Source organism: Colwellia marinimaniae, from assembly GCF_002207865.1.
GTDB classification, from domain to species: domain Bacteria; phylum Pseudomonadota; class Gammaproteobacteria; order Enterobacterales; family Alteromonadaceae; genus Colwellia; species Colwellia marinimaniae.
In genome coordinates this window covers 15344-35098 of the sequence record NZ_BDQM01000010.1, presented here as the reverse complement: position 1 = coordinate 35098, position 19755 = coordinate 15344, and the positions used below count along the sequence as shown (strand labels likewise).

14 protein-coding genes, 1 tRNA gene and 1 pseudogene are annotated in these 19755 nt (G+C 39.1%); 10 read left to right on the top strand and 6 right to left on the bottom strand.

From position 1 onward, the window contains the following. The first annotated feature begins 205 nt into the window (after positions 1 to 205). The 6 genes from ftsH to MTCD1_RS07935 all read left to right on the top strand — a co-directional run bounded on the left by ftsH (position 206) and on the right by MTCD1_RS07935 (position 6221). Positions 206 to 2197: an ATP-dependent zinc metalloprotease FtsH gene (gene ftsH, locus MTCD1_RS07960; protein ID WP_057181489.1), complete on the top strand. Its 1992-nt coding sequence runs from the start codon at positions 206 to 208 to the stop codon at positions 2195 to 2197. Between the two features lie 106 nt (positions 2198 to 2303). Then, on the top strand, positions 2304 to 3149 hold the full coding sequence (gene folP / locus MTCD1_RS07955; RefSeq protein ID WP_057181488.1) for a dihydropteroate synthase: 846 nt from the start codon (positions 2304 to 2306) through the stop codon (positions 3147 to 3149). 97 nt (positions 3150 to 3246) lie between these two features. Continuing rightward, complete coding sequence (gene glmM, locus MTCD1_RS07950) at positions 3247 to 4584, top strand: phosphoglucosamine mutase (RefSeq protein ID WP_057181487.1); 1338 nt, start codon at positions 3247 to 3249, stop codon at positions 4582 to 4584. A 318-nt stretch (positions 4585 to 4902) separates the two neighbouring features. Next, entirely contained in the window at positions 4903 to 5673 is a 771-nt protein-coding gene (tpiA, locus tag MTCD1_RS07945; protein ID WP_057181486.1) for a triose-phosphate isomerase, read from the top strand. A 2-nt stretch (positions 5674 to 5675) separates the two neighbouring features. Continuing rightward, on the top strand, positions 5676 to 6080 hold the full coding sequence (gene secG, locus MTCD1_RS07940) for a preprotein translocase subunit SecG (protein WP_057181485.1): 405 nt from the start codon (positions 5676 to 5678) through the stop codon (positions 6078 to 6080). A gap of 56 nt (positions 6081 to 6136) precedes the next feature. Then, positions 6137 to 6221: transfer RNA gene (locus MTCD1_RS07935), tRNA-Leu, on the top strand. Positions 6222 to 6670: 449 nt separating this feature from the next. Here the strand turns inward: MTCD1_RS07935 and MTCD1_RS07930 are convergent. The 3 genes and pseudogenes from MTCD1_RS07930 to MTCD1_RS07920 form a co-directional block, all read right to left on the bottom strand. Beyond that, positions 6671 to 7553: pseudogene (locus tag MTCD1_RS07930) on the bottom strand (IS1595 family transposase). Positions 7554 to 7715: 162 nt separating this feature from the next. Beyond that, positions 7716 to 8732 carry a Fic family protein gene (locus MTCD1_RS07925; protein WP_057181484.1) on the bottom strand — a complete coding sequence of 339 codons (1017 nt, stop codon included), beginning with the start codon at positions 8730 to 8732 and terminating at the stop codon, positions 7716 to 7718. Positions 8733 to 8839: 107 nt separating this feature from the next. Further along, positions 8840 to 9022, bottom strand: a complete 183-nt coding sequence (locus MTCD1_RS07920) for a hypothetical protein (RefSeq protein ID WP_057181483.1) — start codon at positions 9020 to 9022, stop codon at positions 8840 to 8842. A 717-nt stretch (positions 9023 to 9739) separates the two neighbouring features. On the opposite strand from MTCD1_RS07920, the gene MTCD1_RS07915 reads away from it, so the two are divergent. Together MTCD1_RS07915 and MTCD1_RS07910 are read left to right on the top strand one after the other, a co-directional pair. Further along, a complete protein-coding gene (locus MTCD1_RS07915) occupies positions 9740 to 10567 on the top strand; it encodes a phytanoyl-CoA dioxygenase family protein (RefSeq protein WP_057181482.1) in 828 nt (275 codons plus the stop codon). A gap of 75 nt (positions 10568 to 10642) precedes the next feature. Then, entirely contained in the window at positions 10643 to 11965 is a 1323-nt protein-coding gene (locus tag MTCD1_RS07910; protein WP_057181481.1) for a DEAD/DEAH box helicase, read from the top strand. A gap of 179 nt (positions 11966 to 12144) precedes the next feature. On the opposite strand, the gene MTCD1_RS07905 is transcribed toward MTCD1_RS07910, so the two are convergent. The 3 genes from MTCD1_RS07905 to MTCD1_RS07895 all read right to left on the bottom strand — a co-directional run bounded on the left by MTCD1_RS07905 (position 12145) and on the right by MTCD1_RS07895 (position 17229). Beyond that, positions 12145 to 13353, bottom strand: coding sequence for a type II toxin-antitoxin system HipA family toxin (locus MTCD1_RS07905; protein WP_057181480.1), 1209 nt, complete (start codon positions 13351 to 13353; stop codon positions 12145 to 12147). After that, the gene (locus MTCD1_RS07900; RefSeq protein ID WP_057181479.1) at positions 13343 to 13567 is read right to left on the bottom strand and encodes a helix-turn-helix domain-containing protein; all 225 of its coding nucleotides are present in this window, start codon (positions 13565 to 13567) and stop codon (positions 13343 to 13345) included. The genes MTCD1_RS07905 and MTCD1_RS07900 overlap by 11 nt, the downstream gene beginning before the upstream one ends. A 239-nt stretch (positions 13568 to 13806) precedes the next feature. Beyond that, positions 13807 to 17229, bottom strand: a complete 3423-nt coding sequence (locus tag MTCD1_RS07895) for a DEAD/DEAH box helicase (protein ID WP_057181478.1) — start codon at positions 17227 to 17229, stop codon at positions 13807 to 13809. Between the two features lie 613 nt (positions 17230 to 17842). Here MTCD1_RS07895 and MTCD1_RS07890 point away from each other — a divergent pair. After that, the gene (locus MTCD1_RS07890) at positions 17843 to 18553 is read left to right on the top strand and encodes a hypothetical protein (protein ID WP_057181477.1); all 711 of its coding nucleotides are present in this window, start codon (positions 17843 to 17845) and stop codon (positions 18551 to 18553) included. Between the two features lie 196 nt (positions 18554 to 18749). Further along, positions 18750 to 19631 (top strand): DMT family transporter, encoded by an 882-nt coding sequence (locus tag MTCD1_RS07885; RefSeq protein WP_057181476.1) that lies wholly within the window; start codon positions 18750 to 18752, stop codon positions 19629 to 19631. The last annotated feature ends 124 nt before the right edge of the window (positions 19632 to 19755 follow it).

The following is a 19755-nucleotide window of genomic DNA, read 5'->3' as shown; positions in this document are numbered from 1 at the left end:
TTACTCAGGCTAAGCCCTTCATTTTTACCGATTAGGCTTTAAGCTAGCCTTTAGAAAATTAAATGTTTTATCTGTTTAATGTAACTAGTTGTTACCTACTACTAAAGTAAATAGCGACAAGGCTTGAATTGTAGTAAATTAGGCACAATAAACTAGTATAGTTTTATTTTAATAAATATATTAAATACCACAAGAGGTCATTAAGTTGAGCGATATGGCGAAAAATCTAATTTTATGGTTAGTTATTGCAGTTGTTTTGATGAGTGTATTTCAGAGTTTTTCTCCGAGTACCACAGAAGAGCAACAAATGGATTACACCCGATTTATTCAGGATGTACGTCAAGGACAAATTCGTGATGCGAATGTTGACCGAAATGGCGTAATTACTGGTGAAAAACGTAGCGGTGAAGAGTATATAACCGTTATACCAGGTGGCTATGACCGTGATTTAATTAATGACTTAGTTAAACAAGGTGTACGTGCCCAAGGTAAATTACCTGAAGAAACAAGTTTCCTAACGACTATTTTTGTTTCTTGGTTCCCCATGATCCTACTTATTGGAGTGTGGATTTTCTTTATGCGTCAAATGCAAGGTGGCGGTGGCAAAGGCGCTATGTCATTTGGTAAATCTAAAGCGCGTCAATTAAGTGAAGAGCAAATCAAAACCACTTTCGCTGATGTTGCTGGTTGTGATGAAGCGAAAGCAGAAGTTGAAGAGTTGGTTGAGTACTTAAGAGAGCCTGAGCGTTTCCAAAAATTAGGTGGTCGTATTCCTTCTGGTATCTTATTAGTTGGTCAGCCGGGTACGGGTAAAACCTTACTGGCAAAAGCCATTGCCGGTGAAGCTAAAGTCCCATTCTTTACTATTTCCGGCTCTGATTTTGTTGAAATGTTTGTTGGTGTTGGTGCCTCTCGTGTCCGTGACATGTTCGAACAGGCCAAAAAAGCCGCTCCATGTATTATCTTTATTGATGAAATTGATGCAGTAGGTAGAAAACGTGGTTCTGGTATAGGTGGTGGTCATGATGAACGTGAACAAACATTAAACCAAATGCTAGTTGAAATGGATGGCTTTGAAGGTAACGAAGGCGTTATTGTTATTGCCGCGACTAACCGTCCAGACGTATTGGACCCAGCATTACTTCGTCCAGGTCGTTTTGACCGTCAAGTAACGGTTGGTTTACCTGATATTCGTGGTCGTGCACAAATTCTTAAAGTACATATGCGTAAAGTGCCGTTAAATGATGATGTAAAAGCCTCAGTAATCGCCCGCGGTACCCCTGGTTTCTCGGGTGCGGATTTGGCCAACCTTGTCAATGAAGCCGCTTTAGGTGCTGCACGTAAAGCACTCCGTGTTGTTGGTATGAAAGAATTTGATGCAGCCAAAGACAAAATCATGATGGGCTCAGAACGTAAGTCTATGGTGATAAGTGAGTCAGAAAAAGAAATGACCGCCTACCATGAAGCCGGACATGCCTTAATTGGTCGTTTAGTACCTGATCATGACCCAGTTTATAAGGTGAGTATTATTCCTCGTGGCCGTGCTCTTGGTGTGACTATGTACTTACCAGAGCAAGACAGGTTTAGTCATTCTAAACAGCACTTAGAAAGTAATATTTCTTCATTGTACGGTGGTCGTATTGCGGAACAATTGATTTACGGTAGTGATAAAGTGTCTACTGGTGCATCAAATGATATCGAACGTGCGACGGACATTGCCCGTAAAATGGTGACACAATGGGGCTTATCTGAAAAGTTAGGGCCAATGTTGTTTGCTCAAGAAGAAGGTGAAATTTTCTTAGGTGGTTCTTCGTCCAAATCGTTCCATTTGTCAGAAGAAACCGCTAAATTAATTGATGAAGAAATTAAAGCGGTGATTAATCGTAACTATCAACGTGCGGAAGAATTAATGAAAGAGAACATTGATATTCTTCATGCCATGAAAGATTGTTTGATGAAGTATGAAACTATTGATGCTTTACAAATTGATGATTTGATGGCGAGAACTACCGTCCGCCCACCAGCAGGTTGGGATGATAAAGATAGCTCTGATTCAAAATCAAATAAAAGCAATGGTGATTCTACTACTGAGCAAGAAGCAAGTAGTGACGAACCAGAGCAAGTTAAAGATGATGAAAAAGCTAGCCCAGTTAAAGCGGATACCAGCAAACCAAGTGATGATACTGCCGCGAGTTAGCACTGCATAATAATTAACAAAGCCTCGATATTTACTTTAAATACCGAGGCTTTTTCATATGTATATATCCGTAGCAGCTATAGATACAAAAAATGATTAAAACCCTATGACAGCAGATCAATTTTTAGCCAAACAAATGCCTCAGCAGCAAGAAATTTCCCGGCCACAAGTGATGGGCATATTAAATGTTACCCCTGATTCATTCTCAGATGGTGGTAAGTTTGCCAGCTTTGATAAAGCCTTAGCACATGTTGCACAAATGATTAGCGACGGCGTCGATATTATCGATATTGGCGGTGAATCAACCCGTCCAGGCGCAGTTGAGGTCAGTGCCGCGGATGAGTTAAAACGTGTTATCCCCTTACTTAAAGCGATTAAAGCAACGTTTACTATCAAGGTATCAATCGATACCAGTAAAGCCGCAGTGATGGCACAAGCAATCACTCATGGCGCTGATATTATTAATGATGTGCGGGCATTGCAAAACGACGGCTGTTTAGCGGTATTGGCAGCAAGTGATGTGCCAGTGTGTTTAATGCATATGCAGGGTTTGCCGCGCTCAATGCAAAAAAATCCGCACTATAACGATGTTATTGGTGATATCAAACAGTTTTTTATCGACCGTATCAGCGTCTGTGAGCAGGCGGGTATTAAGCGTGAACGGTTGATTTTAGACCCCGGCTTTGGCTTTGGTAAAACCCTAGAGCAAAACTATCAGTTACTGGCACAACTGCACAAATTTAATGACTTAGGCCTACCTTTGCTCTCAGGCACCTCGAGGAAATCAATGATAGGTGATTTATTAGCGCGTAATGTTGATGAACGTCTTGCAGGTAGTTTAACTACCGCTATAATAGCCGCACAGCAAAATGCGAGTATTATTCGGGTGCATGATGTTAAAGAAACAGTAGATGCCCTAAAAGTATTAGCCATGACAGTGAAATACCAGTAAGTGCTACTGTCAGTATAAACATAATTTTTGTTAGCAAAACTAACAAACTTAGCAGCGAAACGATGCTGCTATAGAGTGAAATATATAAGGAAGAACTATGTCTGATCGTAAATATTTTGGCACCGATGGTATTCGTGGTTTAGTTGGCAAAGCCCCAATAACGCCTGAATTTGTGATGAAATTAGGTTACGCCGCCGGCAAGGTTTTAGCGGCGCAAGGAACGAAAAAAGTTTTAATCGGTAAAGATACCCGTATTTCGGGATATATGCTGGAATCAGCCCTCGAAGCTGGCTTTTCTGCTGCCGGTGTCGATATCGGTTTGCTTGGTCCTATGCCAACGCCTGCTATTGCTTATTTAACCAAAACATTTAGAGCCGAAGCTGGCATTGTTATTAGTGCCTCGCATAACCCTTTTTATGATAATGGCATTAAATTCTTTTCACAATCAGGCGAAAAATTGCCTGATGATATTGAATTAGCCATTGAAGCAGAGCTTGATAAACCCATGGGCTGTGTTGAATCAGCTAAGTTAGGTAAAGCTACCCGCATTAATGATGCGGCAGGGCGTTACATTGAATTTTGTAAAAGTAATTTTCCAACGCGAATGTCATTGCAAGGTTTAACCATAGTGGTTGATTGTGCTCACGGCGCAACCTATCACATAGCGCCCAATGTATTTCGTGAATTAGGCGCTACAGTTATCGAAATAGGCACAGCGCCTAATGGCACTAATATTAATGATGGTTGTGGTGCAACATCAATGGCGGCCATTAGCAAAGCGGTAGTTGAGCATAAAGCTGACCTCGGTATTGCCCTTGATGGTGATGGCGACCGTTTGATGATGGTTGATCATACCGGTTATGTTCTTGATGGTGATGTGATTATTTATATCATCGCCTGTAATGATATAAAAACGGGCCGTAAAGGCGGTGGTGTTGTTGGCACCTTAATGAGCAACATGGGCTTAGAATTAGCCTTAAAAGAATTAGATATCGAATTTGCCCGCAGTAAGGTTGGTGATCGTTATGTCATGGCAATGTTAAAAGAGAAAGGCTGGCAACTTGGCGCGGAAAACTCAGGCCATATTATCAACCTTAATCATACCTCTACCGGTGATGGAATTATTGCTGCGCTGAATGTACTTACCGCGATAATGAAACAGAAAAAATCGCTACATGAATTACGCCAAGGTATTACCATGTTGCCACAATTGCTGGTTAACGTGCGCTTTGCTGGTGAAAACAACCCATTAGAAGATGCCAAAGTGCTTGCTGCGGTAGATGAAGTCAATGAAACACTAACGGGTCGTGGTCGGGTGCTCTTGCGTAAATCAGGTACTGAACCCTTAATTCGCGTTATGGTTGAAGGTCCTGATATGGATGAAGTAACCTTATTAGCCAATAAAATTGCCGATTTTGTCAAACTGGTTAAATAGTTTTGCTAATAAACGTTTACTCTCAACAGGCGGATAAAGATCGACTAAATCAGCTCTAAAGCTAGCGTTGCGAGAGTAAAGGGTGATTTCAAACACTATTATGCTAAAAGCGTGTTATACCATTGTGCATAGAGAAATGAGTGATTTCTGTGCATATGGGTAAATGAGTATAAAAAACCTGCAACCAGTAAAAGATATTGTGTTAAATACTTGTATCTTTTGCGCAGGTTAGTTACTATCTCGCGGCTTCATTTTAGCAAGCACTTCATTTGAACGTTATTGGAGTGATAAGATAATAACCTAGGCTAAGAGGTATAAATGACTAGACAAGCAATTGTAGCCGCAAATTGGAAAATGAACGGTGACTCAGCCCTAGTTGATACTATGGTTTCAGGGTTAGCAGATATTAAACTTTCTTCACACGTTGATGTAGTTATCTGTCCTAGCTTCCCCTATTTATCTGAGCTTGCTCAGAAAATAAAAGCAGCTAACTTAAATGAAGCAATCCATGTTGGCTCGCAAAATGTTAGTGAACATGAAAGTGGTGCTTACACCGGTGAAATATCCACTGCTATGTTGCAAAACTTAGCGATTAGCTATGTAATAGTTGGTCACTCTGAGCGTAGAAGTATTTATAAAGAAACGTCTACCCAGGTTGCAAAAAAAGTTCATGCGGCATTAAATGCCGGCTTAACACCCATCTTATGTATTGGTGAAAGCGAAACAGAACGAGCAAGCGGAGCAACAGAAACTGTGTTATCAGCACAGCTTCAGCCAGTTATCGATGAAATTGGTATAGAGAAATTTAATGATGTTGTTATTGCGTATGAGCCAGTTTGGGCCATAGGAACAGGTAAAACAGCATCAAGTGCCATGGCACAAGAAACACATCAGTTTATTCGTCAATTTTTAGCTCAGCAAAACGAGCAAGTGGCGGCTAAAATACCTTTACTCTACGGTGGCAGCGTTAATGCAGCTAACTGTGAAGAATTATTTGCACAAGCGGATATAGACGGTGGTCTTATTGGTGGTGCTAGTTTAAAAGCAGAACAATTTAAAATTATTTGTTCCGCAGCGAAAGGAAAATAGAAATGTTGTATCAAGTATTAATTATCGTTTACGTACTTATTGCTTTAGCTCTTATTGGATTAGTATTAATTCAACAAGGTAAAGGCGCAGACATGGGCGCATCTTTTGGTGCTGGCTCTTCTGCCACTGTTTTTGGTTCAGGTGGCTCTGGTAACTTCCTAACGAAGTCGACAACTTATCTAGCCGTTGCGTTCTTCGCTATCAGTTTAATCTTAGGTAACATAACGGCTAATAAAAATAAAGCGGTTGATGAGTGGAATAACCTAAGCGTTCCAACTGAGCAAGCTATTGATGCCATTCCGGGTGAAAGCCTTGAAGCTGATGCTTTTCCTGCTGCACAAAATAATGATGTGCCTGCATCTGACGATACTGCTGGGAAAGAAGAAAATAGCAACGTCCCAGATTAACTTATAGCTAAACCTCAACTTAGTTAAAAGTAAAAATTTTAAAAATCTAGTATTGCGCGGTTGTGGCGGAATTGGTAGACGCGCCAGCTTGAGGGGCTGGTGATTTAGGTCGTGGGGGTTCAAGTCCCCCCAACCGCACCACTAGATTTATATATGATATCCAAGGCTTAATGCATTACGCGTTAAGTCTTTTTTTGTTTGGTTGCTAATTGGTATGTAATTGGTTGCTAATTATTCCTGATAGGATTGCCAATCTCGGCAGAATTTTTCCTGATATTGATCTTATGTTTGTATTGAAATCAGGTGAAATTTATATCTTTAATCTGAGATGACCCTGGATTGCTCGATCTTTCAAATATCCACCAAACCATCAAATTTATGCGCTTTAGTTGAATAATGCAATCTAGCATGATATTAGGGAAAGTATCTAATAATCGTAGTTAAGAGTGTTCTGAAGGGGGGCTAAGTTAGCTGTTTGTATTTTTATAAATGATAACTTTGTGCGCTTAGCAGAATAAGACCCGTCAAAATCTCAAACGTCAACTTCCCGATCATACAGCGGACATAATTTACATGCCTATGCACTTGGCTCAGGACGATTTTACACGCACATGAACTATCGCCAAATTTAACAATCGGTTAGGGAGCTGTTTTTCAATAAATCGACGGTTGAACCGATAACAGAACTCATTTTGGTATTCTTGTAGGTATTTACCCGATACACCATGAAATGTACCCAACAAAAATGTTTTTAAATCGCCGATGGCGATATGTATCCACGGTAGCCATTCATCAACCAAATTGCTTGGTGTTACCCTTGCTTCATAGTTTTGTGTTTGGTCAATTATATTCAGAGCAGGTAATGCATCAGACCGAACTTTTTGACCTGATTTTAAATGCTTTTAACAAACTTATTAACGCTAAAATGGCAAATACTATCGACCACTTCCATGGCGATAAATCCTCCTTTTTCTCTTTGCTTTCACCGGCGATTAATACATTCTTTTTTCCTGCTGCACCACGTCTTCGTTTGCCTTTTTGTCTACCACCAACAAGTGCATCATCTAGCTCTATTGTGCCACTCAATTGATACAAACTATCTCTGTGACCCATAGCTCTTCGACGTTTCTTTAAAATCAGTCTCGCAGTTCGCTAATTAACTTCTATTAATTTACTTAGTCTCAGTGCTGATCTGCTGCCCTTATCAGAGCCAAGAAAATAGATAGCCCAAAACCACTGGATTAAGCTGATTTTACTACCATGAAAAAGTGTTCCTGCGGTGACTGATGTTTGCTTTTTACATTGCGTGCATTCGTATAAGTGGCGACTGGCAATTTTATAGTTATGATCATTGCCGCAACTCGGGCAAATAAAGCCATTTGGTCATTTCATTTCTTGTAAATATTTTAAGCAATCATCTTCGGTACTAAACTTTTTTTGCCAAACTAAAAAGCTTGCTTCTGGCATGTTAATGATTATGTCTACCTATACAGTGTGTTTATATATACAGTAGAGTTCAATCCTGAGTTATCTGCATAGGCATGTAAATTTAAGTCTTCTATCACGCTTTGGGGGCGAAAACGAGTTAGGGTATATATTCTAAAACACTCGTTATCTAATAATTTATAAAGTTAGCTAAAGTGAATGAAATAGATTGTTACCAACCTTGGTTATATAATATTTTTGCCTTGGACTTCTTGGTGAATCAGGTTCTGTCATTGCTATTAATCCAGCTTCTAGAGCCGGTGCGATATAGTTATTCTTAAATGTAGGTCGATGCTTTAACGCTAACGCTTCCATTATAATTGCAAGTTTTTGCGGTTCTTTATTATTGAGCCAACTCAATAGAGATTTTACTTGATCGCTTACTTGCACTGTTACTTGATCGCTTTGATCTGAGGTAACTTCAATCATTGCTGAATGTAATGCTTTGAGCATAAAAAATATAAATGCGGTTGCATCGCTTGCTTTATCTGAAGCTGACAACGCTCGGTAATATTCATTTTGTTGATCTTTAATGACAGTTTCTACTGGCAGGTATGCAAATATTGGTTGCCATTGGCTAAGGTATAATGTTTGCCATAATCGACCCATTCTGCCATTACCATCTGAGAATGGATGGATGAATTCAAATTCATAATGAAAAATACAACTTGCAATCAAGGGATGACAATCCGTATTTTTCAACCAGTTAAGTAAATCATCTATCAATAACGAAACTCTATTGGCTGGTGGTGCCATGTGGATTAACTGTTTTTCTCGATAAACGCCAACGCCTGCATCACGGTATTTGCCAGCATCATCAACTAAGCCATACATAAGTGATTGATGTGCTGATAATAAATCACTCGAATTTGTTGCCTGCCACGAAGTAAGGTTTTCATAAGTTTTAAAGGCATTCCTCACTTCTTGAATTTCATGAGGTAAACCTAATACTTTTTTACCTGATATCACAGCAGTAACTTGCTCTATAGATAAAGTGTTATTTTCTATTGCGAGCGAAGCTTGAATAGTTTTAATTCGATTACCGCGTCTAAGCACAGGAGAAAGCAGATTTTTATCATTTGCTGACCAATGCCCAAGTAACCGGCTAATATCAGCAACAATATTTAAAATGTCATTAGTGATTTGAAATGGTGGTTGGTATGACATTAGATGCTTCCTTGGCTTTCATATTTGATTATAAAACAACACTAGCACTAGAGTGTTTAGTTATAATTACTGTAGCAACTACAGTCCTTTGAATCTAAATAATTTGGTTAGGTGTCAGTTGCCGAGGAAACAGTCACGTATTCATAGTTAAATGCTCTGATTTTTTTACCTGAATCAGCAACAAACTCTACAGTTGTTGAACGAGGTAATATTAATACTGCTTCATACTCCTCACCAGTTAAACAAGTTTCATTACCACATACTAGGTCTTGGGTTAATTTTATTCTCATTATTATTGTTCGCTATTGTGTTGAATAATTTAACAGATTATACCATTTTCCACGTACCAATTAGTGAAAATACTGTTCTAACTGATTTCAGTCAAACTCTGATAAATAACATCCTATCTGATTATTTAATTGTATTTTTATTAACCAGTAATAAATAATTTTTGGGATAAGAAAGCTGACCTTGCAAACGAACTGGTTAGTGGTAATAGTGGCTGTGATGACTATCTCGTTAAGGGGCGAAATGCCTTAGGGTTTTTATTCTAAAGGGTGCGACTTCATAAAATAAACAAATGAAAATAATTTAATGGTGAGAAAAGTTATTGACTTTCTTGGTTGCAAATTTAGTTGTAAGCTATTGTTCTCAAATGACTGGTACTGCAACTATCTTTAAACGAACAGAACAAGAATTAACGTGTAAGTTGTTATATTTATGTTGTTTATTGGGTTTAGGTGAACATTCTTGAAGGGCTGGTGACTTAGGTCGTGGGGGTTCAAGTCCCCCCCCCATCGCACCACTAGATTTAAATTAATAGTTAAAAGGCCGATATGTAATATATCGGCCTATTTGCGTTTACTTGCTCATTATTGATAGTGGGTAAAAATTGTTTTTTTTCATGTTTTTTTTTATATAATACTATTTTAACCCGCGCAAGTGGGCAATAATTTAGTGAAATTGGTATAAGAAAGTGAAAGTTAACATGAAGGTAATAGGTGTAAATGGTAGATAATCCAAGCCAAGTAAATAATAGCGCAGCAAATAGCAGTCAGTTAAATTCAAGCCAATTAAATAGTGATTACCAAGAACAGGGTTACTTCGTCATTAGAGCTTATTTTAATGCTGCGGAAATTGCAGCATTGAGAGAAGTGGTGTTAAAATTTCACCAGTTATGGCAACAAGACAACGCAGAATTCTATAAAGAAATCGCCTTTAATTCTTCTTTAATTACCGGCAGTCAGTACTTAGGGACCGATGATAGAGTAAAGCTTTTTAATTTTATCAGCTCAAAAAAAATGATGGCTGTGGTCGATTCGGTTATAACCGATAAGGCCGCTTTTATGAATACACAATTATTTTTCAACCCCATTAACCCAGAGCTAAAAGATTTCTGGCACCGAGACTGTCAATATGACCATGACGTTGACGTGCAAAAAATTGTTATTCATGAGACCCAGGTATTACATCTGCGGGTGCCTTTATTTGATGAACTTGGTATGGAGCTAGTCCCAGGTACACATAAGCGCTGGGATAGTGAAGAAGAGTTTAATGTCCGCCAAGAAGAGCAGGGCAGGTTGAGTAACGAAAGCCTGTCTACCGGTAAGCAAATTAAGTTAGCCGCGGGCGACTTGTTAGTTTTTTCGGCAGATATGATCCACCGTGGTTTATATGGCATGGACCGGTTAGCGTTAGATATTTTAGTGTTTGATACGACCGGTGATTTTGCTGACTATGTCGATGACGATTGTTTGCCGGATAGTTCAATGCTTGATAAAATTGAGTACCCAAGGTTATTTATCAATACACTCGAGTTAAAGTCGCAGGCCTGATCGAATTCACTAACTTAACCAGGCATAAATACGCTAAAATAAGGACTATTACCTTAGCTTTGAGCCTCTATATTAATGACCTCTGCCAAAAACGCTGCCAATACTACAGCCACAACACCAAGAAATTTTAAAGAACTTGGCCTTATTCCACCCTTATTAGCTCGATTGACTGAGCTGGAATATAAGCAGCCAACGCCTATTCAAGCGCAGGCTATCCCAAGTATCTTAGCGGGACGTGATTTAATTGGTGGGGCAAATACCGGCTCGGGCAAAACAGCCGCCTTTGCCTTGCCCATGTTGCAACAGCTACATGGGGTAAAACCGTCGGCTAGTAAAGGCCGCAAAGGTAACTATGTATCTGGACTGATTTTGGTGCCTACCCGTGAATTGGCCAAGCAAGTGGCTGACAGCATTAAATCTTACGCGGTGCACTTTAACGGCGAGATCAAAACACTTGCTGTTTTTGGTGGTGTATCTGCGAATACACAAATGCTGGCATTACGCGGCGGTACCGATATTTTGGTGGCAACCCCAGGTCGATTACTCGACTTGATTTCATCTAATGCCATTAAGCTCGACAGGGTTGCAACCTTAGTGCTTGATGAAGCCGACAGAATGTTAAGCCTAGGCTTTACTGAAGAGTTAGCGGCGCTGTTAGCATTATTGCCAAAGAAAAAACAAACCTTACTCTTTTCAGCAACCTTTCCTGAGCAAGTACAGACCTTAACCAAAGAATTACTCAACAACCCCGTTGAAATACAATTACAAAGTGCCGATGCTAGTACCTTAGTACAGCGCGTTTTCACCGTCAATAAAGGCGAAAAAACAGCTCTGTTAGAGCATTTAATCAAGCAACATAAATGGCGACAAACGCTGGTTTTTGTTAATGCCAGAAACCATTGTGAGCACCTAGCTGAAAAGCTCGCTAAGCGTGGTATTAGCGCCGAAGTGTTTCATGGTGATAAAGGTCAGGCCGAACGAACTCGTGTGCTTGAAGGGTTTAAAGCCGGTGATATTGAGGTGTTAATTGCCACGGATATTGCTGCCCGTGGTCTAGACATTGAAAAACTACCTGTGGTCATCAATTTTAACTTACCCAGAAGTCCAGCCGACTACATGCATCGAATTGGCCGAAGTGGCCGTGCTGGTGAAGTAGGCTTAGCAATATCGCTTATTGATTATGAAGATTATCATCATTTTAAAGTCATCGAAAAGAAGAACAAGATTCGCCTTGAACGTGAACAAGTAGCAGGTTTTGAAGTTGATGAAGAGATCACTGCAGAGCTTTTAGAGGCAATTAAACCGATGGCAGCACCTGAAGGCACTGGCAAGAAAAAGCGTAAAAAGAAAGCGTCAGTCAATGCCGATATCTGGGCTGGATATTCTAAACCAGAGTAAGTAGTCGCTAATCCTGTAGCCTTTATTTTTCATAGTTGATAGTCAATTGATGATGTATAGTGGAGTGAATATACACTATACATCCATTGGCTTTAGTTAACAGCAGTCGGAATAGCTGCTATTTATCGGTTTACTTCTGAGTAAAGGTAAATTTTATACTCAAAAAGTTTACTTTTACCTTAAGTGTATAAATGCAAAGGCATAACCGCTTTTAAACGTTCTATATCGCCATCGCCAACACCATGTTGCTTAAAGTAAGTTGGCCATTGTGAAACTAAGGCTAAACTCTCTTTTATTATCTGCTCTGCTTTAAAGCGTTTTAAACCAAATCGTTCTGTTTGTGACAATAAATTTTCAATGGTGCCATTTCGACCGTCTAGCCCAATACCTAAACTGTGTTGGCTATTTGAGTTAATGGGTAAAACATCGTAGGCAGGTGATAAACGCCAGTCTTTGCTTTCAAATGAATATAAAAAAGCGTGATTACGGGTATGATCATCGGTATTACCTATTAATACGTTAAAGACCATTCGTTGAAATAATTCGTAAGCATCTTCTGGAACGCTGCTATTCTTCAAAATAAATTCAGCCAAAAAACCGTAGCTATACCGATCAGCTAGTGATGAAGGGTTTATTGATTTCACATTTATTAGTGAATTTGCACTAATAAAATGGTGAGTAGGGCGATCTGCTAATAAGTCAAACCGTTCCACAAGTAATACGTCGCCATTATCTGTTGCTAATACTTTAGTTGTTGCCACTCGACACGCCGTTAATTCGTTCAACATATTCATTGCCGCATGTTCAACTTTTGCGTGATTAAATAAATCATCTGAACGGTTAAATTTTGCTAGGTAACTTATGTCGCCATCAGATACGGTCGTTTTGGGTCTGGCTCCGCCCATGCTTGAACCATATTCAAAGGCTTTTTTAGCTTCTTTTGGGATTGTATCATCCTTTAATATGCTATCTTTAGCTTTTAATAACATAGGGATATCGCCCAATGTGTTTTTATTTACTTTAAATTTAGATGCTTTACTCGATAGACTAAAAACTAATGAACCAACCCCCATGCCAGCACCCGCTAATAGAAATTCTAGCGAGTTTTTAGGTTTAGTATTATGTAACGAAAGTATAACTTTCTTTCCCCAAGAATCAGCTCCAGCATCTAAGAGCACGCCAAATACACCTTTTTGATTCGTTGTGTTAAAGATGCTGTTATTAAGAGGCAAGTTAAGTGGGTCAAGTGCAAAGGCATCTTTTCTGCCAAGGTAGCTTTGTCCGTAGCGAAATTCACCGTATTGCTTTTTAGTATCAAGCGTAACTACGCCACAAACAATCGGCTTGTCTTCTAGACCGTCAATAAATACAAAGGCTTTAGAAATCATCAGAGAGTTCCCTAGGTATCTTTCTTGCCTTACGTGAACGGTTAGCTGCAACTAACCCAGAGCGTTCATCAATTGCTACTTGCAGTAGATCGGTTAATTCTAAAAAGGACAGTACATTAATAAGTGCTTTGGAATTGACGCCGATACCACGTTCAATAGATGAAATGGTGGTGCGACTTACTCCCACTCTTTTGCCTAGTTCTGTTTGATCCATTGTTTCGGACCTAACATTTTTGATAAGTTGTCCAATTGATTTTAGCAAATAATCAGCATTTTTTTGCATGTTTTTTAAGTCATTAATCTATTATGCATTAAATATAACGCATAAAGATCAATATGTATACGGCGCCTTAAATTTAACTCATTAGCCTTTATTGCGTTAAATTAAAAGCATATTAGTATTTAAACGGTAGGGTTACACTGGTTTATAGCCACAGATGAGTTAGCGAATTTCTAACTTAACGGTGCCAACAGCGAGTCTAAAATATCATCCGTTAAACTCAGTTTGGTATCACTCACTTCTTCAGATAACAAGGCATTGGCTAGGTCGGCTTTGTTTTGTTGTATTTTTAGAATCTTTTCTTCTATTGAATTTTCAATAATATATTTGTACACAAAAACAGGTTTGTCTTGGCCAATACGATAAGCTCTATCTGTCGCTTGGTTTTCTACCGCAGGGTTCCACCAAGGGTCAAAATGAATAACGGTGTCGGCTGCCGTTAAGTTCAAACCGACACCACCAGCGCGCAAGCTAATTAAAAATACCGGCACGTCACCGCGTTGAAACTTATCAACCACTTCTTGGCGCTTAGTGGTAGCGCCGGTTAATTTAACAAAACCAATATTCGCAGCCACCAGCTCAATCTCAATTAAAGCCAGCATGCTGGTAAACTGTGAAAAGATTAATATTCTGCGGCCTTCATCAATTTGCTCCGGCAGGGTTTCCATTAAGTAATCAAGCTTAGCGGATTTGTTTATTTTTTTAGCACCTTTAAGTGATAATAGCTTAGGGTGATTACAGACCTGTCGTAACTTTAATAACGCATCCAACACTTCTATCTGACTACGCTTTAAACCTTTTTCAGCAATAATATCTTTTAAACGACTATCCATGGCTAAACGCACTGACTCATACAGCTCAGCTTGTTTACCTTCAATACGCAGGGTTTGAATTATTATCGTTTTCGACGGTAGCTCAGTGGCTATTTTGTCTTTGGTTCTACGTAAAATAAACGGTTTAATACGCTGATTTAATATCTGCTTACGTTCTAGCTCACCATGTTTTTCTATCGGCGTTCTAAACAGTTTGGTAAATTGCCTTTGTCCGCCTAAAAATCCGGGCAGTAAAAAATTAAATTGCGCCCAGAATTCGCCTAAATGATTCTCCATCGGCGTGCCGGTTAAGCACAATTTATGCTGTGCCTTAAGTGACATAAACGCTTGGTATAATTTGGTTTTTGGATTTTTTATATAGTGGGCTTCATCAAGAATAAGGTAATAAAATTTTTGCCGACAATAAAGATCTAAATCTTTGGTGATCAAGGCATAACTGGTAATAATTAGATCAACCTTATTTTCGTCGTTTGCATCACCTTCACTTCTCTTCAGGCAGCCGAAGTGCTGATGACGTTTACTACCGTGTAATACTTGATAAGAAAGTTGTGGGGTAAATTTGTCAATTTCATTGGCCCAGTTAAAAATAACACTGGTGGGCGCAACAATTAAAACCGGTTTTGTCAGTCGGCCTTGTTGTTTTTCAATTAATAAGTGCGCTAAGGTTTGAATGGTTTTACCTAAACCCATGTCATCAGCCAAAATACCGTTTAATTGATACTCCCGCAAAAATTGTAGCCAGTTAAGACCTTGATGCTGATACGTTCTTAAGGTCGCGTTTAAACCTTTCGGCACAGGCACTGTGGTGACTTTTTGAAAGTTCTGCAGTTTAGTAGCCAGCGCTCTTAACTTACTTGTGCCTGTGGCTATCATGCCTTGGTCATCTAACATCGATAAGGTTTGATGGCCTTGAAAGCGCGATAGCTTCATGGTGCCATCTTTATTTAACGCATTAGGCATAAACAGTTCAATAAACTGTTTTAAAATGGGTTGGACACTTTTATAACGCAAGGCAACAAAATCACCATTGTCTAGATCAACATAAATAGGGGTATCGGGCGCAATAAGCGCTGTTTTTTTGTCAGCACCCTCTGCGCTAGCACCTTGTTCACTATCATCAACATCAACATTTTCTGGACCAAAAAGTACCGAACGTGGTAATTGTTCAATAGCGCCCAGCAAAATAGGAAACGCTGGCATTTTTTTACCATCAATGGTTAAGTTTAACCCTAATGAGAAAAAATCATGATCATCAGTTTCAATCACTTCGGCATCAAATATGCTATCGGTGGCCAGTGATTTATAATAAAAAGCATCGGCAAAGCTAATATGCCAGCCTAGGTCTTTAAGTAAGGGTATTTCTTGATCTAAAAACTGATGCCAAGCATAGCGGCCTTGCAATATCATGGAATATTTAGGCGTTTTATCGGTAAGTGAAGCGTCTTTATTTAAATACTCGGCATTAATAAAGGCGTAACGTTTAGGGATAGGCTCAAGGCTAAATTTTAATGTGGTTAATTTGTTAATAACCGTTTGCTCAAAGGCTAAATCGCGATAAATCTTTATCTCGCTTGAACTCTCGTTTTCACCCTCGCTATCACTATCACTATCACTATCCGTTAGCCTTGCTACGGTAATCGTCGCACTCTCATTATGCGGATTAACTAAATTGCCTTGATAAGAAAAATTAACCTTCACATTACCCGTTTGAGGCTTTTTTTCTAGCGGCGTAGAAAAGTATAAATGCACCTCGGGTTTGCTTAAGTCTTGTGAGAACTGAGTTTTGGGTTTAGGCAAGCGTTGCACCGCATCACCTAATGACATCGACAGCTTATTTATTACCCAGGGTAATTTATCTTCTTCAAAAATGGGTGAATTGAGTAAGTCGGCTTCAAAATCACATCGAGTATTGGTATTAATCTTACCGAAGCAATTTTTATCTTCATCATAAAAACAAAGCGGTTGTGCTTTAATAATTTGAATACTGCTGGAGGGCTCATTCAATACCAGCTGTAAAGTATGTAAATTGTTACCCAGTGCTAACCACTGCCACTCTGCTTCTATGGGCTCACTTAAGGTAATGGCTTGGTCTAAGTCGAAGTGTGTATGCCAAAAACAGCGATTTGTTTTTATAATCTGTGCAAATAAATCAAAATACTTAACGTTATCGCCAAATTGGTTAGTACGTATAAGCTCGGTAACTACCGCCACATCCTCGTTAGTCGCATAGGCACTATTAATTAAGGTACTGGTAGAATATTCACTGCCCAGAGAACTACTCCAGCCGCCACTTTTTTTGGCGCGTGTTGATTTTATCACCAAATTAAAATAATCGTCATCGTTATAACTGTTGGGTGTTAAAAAGTACAATAACGATTTTTTCTGCGGATTTGGTTGGTATCTACTGGGCTGAGCTTGAAAGTGGCTAAGCCATTTATCAATGACTCTGTCCGAGGTGGCAATACTATTTCTATCAAAATGTTCATGAATGAAACACTGCGCCAAGGCGGCACCATGTTTACAGTCACGGCCGACATAACAATCACAATAACTGGCAATACCATCATGCTTAATATTCAACACTAAACGGGTTAAATAACTCGATTGTTTAGATCGCTCACTAAAAACGACACCGCGAATTATGTCTTCATCAAGGGCACAGGTTTTAATACCATCAGCTTGATAAATTCTCGCGCCTTTTTTCCATTCATTTTTGGTAAAGTGTTGTTCAAGTAATGCCGGAGTGAAAGTATTTTTGGCCATAAGTTTTTAATTAGTAAGCATTCAAATAGGTTGCATAGGTTGAGTAGCTAAAATAGTTTATACAGTTTACTGCTCTCAACAAGATGATAAATATCATACCCCCAAGGTTAGCTCAGGGGATAACGCAAATAGCGTGTTAGGTATTATTCTAGCCAAATAATACCATAACCGCTTATTTTTCATAAGGTGGGCAGCGATATTTTGTTGGTAACTTCTGGCCGATTACCCTATTTGATTGCAATTAATACCATTAAACTAGACATAGTTAACACATTAGTGTTTGATGAAGTGAAATAAACAGACTAGTAAAGAGATAGATAAAAGTTAACCAACCTAATACCAAGTCCATTAAGTTAGTTCCCACTCAGAGCTTGCTAGCGGTTTGAGAACAAATAGAATTTTTTGCATATAGTCACTCTATATGAAAGAAATTCTGTGCGGTTATCGAATCGCTGGAAAGCTCCCAAAGGGCGAGTTTAAAAGGTTTACATGCTACGTTATTGATTTTGATAAGGGAATAACCATTATCTTCAATCAATGCCTTGCCTCTAAGACTTTTAACTCTCGCTGAGTGGGAAGAAACTTATTGGAATTGGTATCATAGAGTCAAGTGATGAAACTTCAATTTGCTGCAACGAATGCGTTAAACAAATGGCTTAAGGCCGACTTAGCCCGTTTACCGACCGAGTTAGGTAAACAAGCGGGTGTTAACACCCTAATAAGTGATGAACAGCAGTTTAGCTGGCAAGTACATATTATTGATAACCAGTATAAATCGTTGGAAAAAACCATAATCGCCACAGAAGCTCATAGCCGCTTTAGTTTATTTATTCCGATTAATGCTCGGTTAACCTTAGCCGAATTAACACAGCGGTTACTGATGGAATGGCAACGGGTATTGGCCGAAACGTTAGAGAGCTATCAAATAATAGCTCATAGTGACATTGCCTACCTATTATCAGACCTTGGCGGTATTGATTTTCAGGTAAGTTGGGTGAGAAACACCGACTTAAGCATTAGTGGCAATATCACCAATGCAAGGTTGATGGTTACTGACACCTTGCGAGACCGTCACTTAGAGCAATTGCCGCCACAACTAGCATTAGATTTAGTTATTTACTTGAATACTAAAACTAAACGCACCACCAATAAAAATACCAAAGGCAAAGAAAAGTTTATACCGGTAGAGCGGCTATTGGCTTATGTGCAAAAGCTTAACCAACAAACTCGCGAGCAAACAAGCAAAAAAGTGTCTGAGCAAACAAAACCTTTAGCCAATAATGTTGTTAGCTTATGTGAATATAAAAAAATGAATAAACGATAAGAGGGGCCAGTAGCTAAAGCGATAAAACTCTATCGCTCTCGCATCATAGTCGCCGTCATATCCGCAACCACAGTATTTATCCCCATATTTTTATTCCCGTCATCCCCGTGGTTACGCCCCCACGATTTCATAAATAACTACGTTTGAGATTGATTGTTGTTTACAATGGTAAAAAAAATCATCTAGTTAGGTTTTAATGTCATATCTTATTTCGGTTACCCTCTTGTGGGCTTTTTCATTTAGTTTAATTGGCGAGTATTTAGCGGGGCAGGTTGATGCTTGGTTCTCGGTATTAATGCGTATTGGTTTGGCTATGTTGCTATTTTTACCCTTTTTACGATTAAATGAAATCAGCTGGCAAACCGCCGTTAAATTAATGGCCATAGGGGCAATTCAATTAGGCTTAATGTACGTTTTTTATTATCAGTCTTTCTTGTATTTGTCTGTGCCTGAAGTTTTATTATTTACCGTGATGACCCCTATTTATATCACCTTATTAAATGATGCGTTTGAGCGAAAATTTCACCTCAATTTTATGTTAACCGCATTACTGGCAACCTCGGGTGCTATTGCCATTCGTTTTAACACCATAGATGCTAACTTTATTATTGGTTTGGTCTTAGTACAAGCGGCTAATTTATGTTTTGCTACCGGGCAGGTCTGTTATAAACGCTTAATGGCTGATCAGCAGCTACAACAGTCTATCAATCAAAAATCAATATTTGCCTGGTTTTTTATTGGTGCATTTTGTGTGGCGGCCATTTGTTATTTAATGTTTGGTGATGCCAATAAACTACCGACCACTGAGTTGCAATGGGGCATATTAGTGTATTTAGGCATTATCGCCTCAGGTGTGGGTTTTTTTGCTTGGAACAAAGGCGCTACCTTGGTTAATGTCGGTGCACTGGCTATTATGAATAACTTGCTGATACCTGCTGGCATTATCGTTAATTTAGTGATTTGGAATCGTGATGCAGATATTGCTCGACTAGTCTTTGGTGGCTCACTCATTGTACTGTCGTTATTACTGAACCAATGGTTAGAAAAGCGCAGAAAAGCGTCTAAAGCTAGTGAATAAATAGCTGAAGCCATAAATAAAGCGACAAAGCTATAAAGCGATAAGGCTTTAACTTAAATTGGCCAGAGAAAGTGTGCTTGTCCTCGATTTCACCCGAACAATTAAAAAAGGTCGAAATCATCGA

Bases quoted from the DNA above. Each gene is read 5' to 3' on its own strand.
- folP (WP_057181488.1), top strand. From the start codon at position 2,304: ATGACAGCAGATCAATTTTTAGCCAAACAAATGCCTCAGCAGCAAGAA.
- glmM (WP_057181487.1), top strand. From the start codon at position 3,247: ATGTCTGATCGTAAATATTTTGGCACCGATGGTATTCGTGGTTTAGTT.
- tpiA (WP_057181486.1), top strand. From the start codon at position 4,903: ATGACTAGACAAGCAATTGTAGCCGCAAATTGGAAAATGAACGGTGAC.
- secG (WP_057181485.1), top strand. From the start codon at position 5,676: ATGTTGTATCAAGTATTAATTATCGTTTACGTACTTATTGCTTTAGCT.
- MTCD1_RS07925 (WP_057181484.1), bottom strand. From the start codon at position 8,732: ATGTCATACCAACCACCATTTCAAATCACTAATGACATTTTAAATATT.
- MTCD1_RS07920 (WP_057181483.1), bottom strand. From the start codon at position 9,022: ATGAGAATAAAATTAACCCAAGACCTAGTATGTGGTAATGAAACTTGT.
- MTCD1_RS07915 (WP_057181482.1), top strand. From the start codon at position 9,740: ATGGTAGATAATCCAAGCCAAGTAAATAATAGCGCAGCAAATAGCAGT.
- MTCD1_RS07910 (WP_057181481.1), top strand. From the start codon at position 10,643: ATGACCTCTGCCAAAAACGCTGCCAATACTACAGCCACAACACCAAGA.
- MTCD1_RS07905 (WP_057181480.1), bottom strand. From the start codon at position 13,353: ATGATTTCTAAAGCCTTTGTATTTATTGACGGTCTAGAAGACAAGCCG.
- MTCD1_RS07900 (WP_057181479.1), bottom strand. From the start codon at position 13,567: ATGGATCAAACAGAACTAGGCAAAAGAGTGGGAGTAAGTCGCACCACC.
- MTCD1_RS07895 (WP_057181478.1), bottom strand. From the start codon at position 17,229: ATGGCCAAAAATACTTTCACTCCGGCATTACTTGAACAACACTTTACC.
- MTCD1_RS07890 (WP_057181477.1), top strand. From the start codon at position 17,843: ATGAAACTTCAATTTGCTGCAACGAATGCGTTAAACAAATGGCTTAAG.
- MTCD1_RS07885 (WP_057181476.1), top strand. From the start codon at position 18,750: ATGTCATATCTTATTTCGGTTACCCTCTTGTGGGCTTTTTCATTTAGT.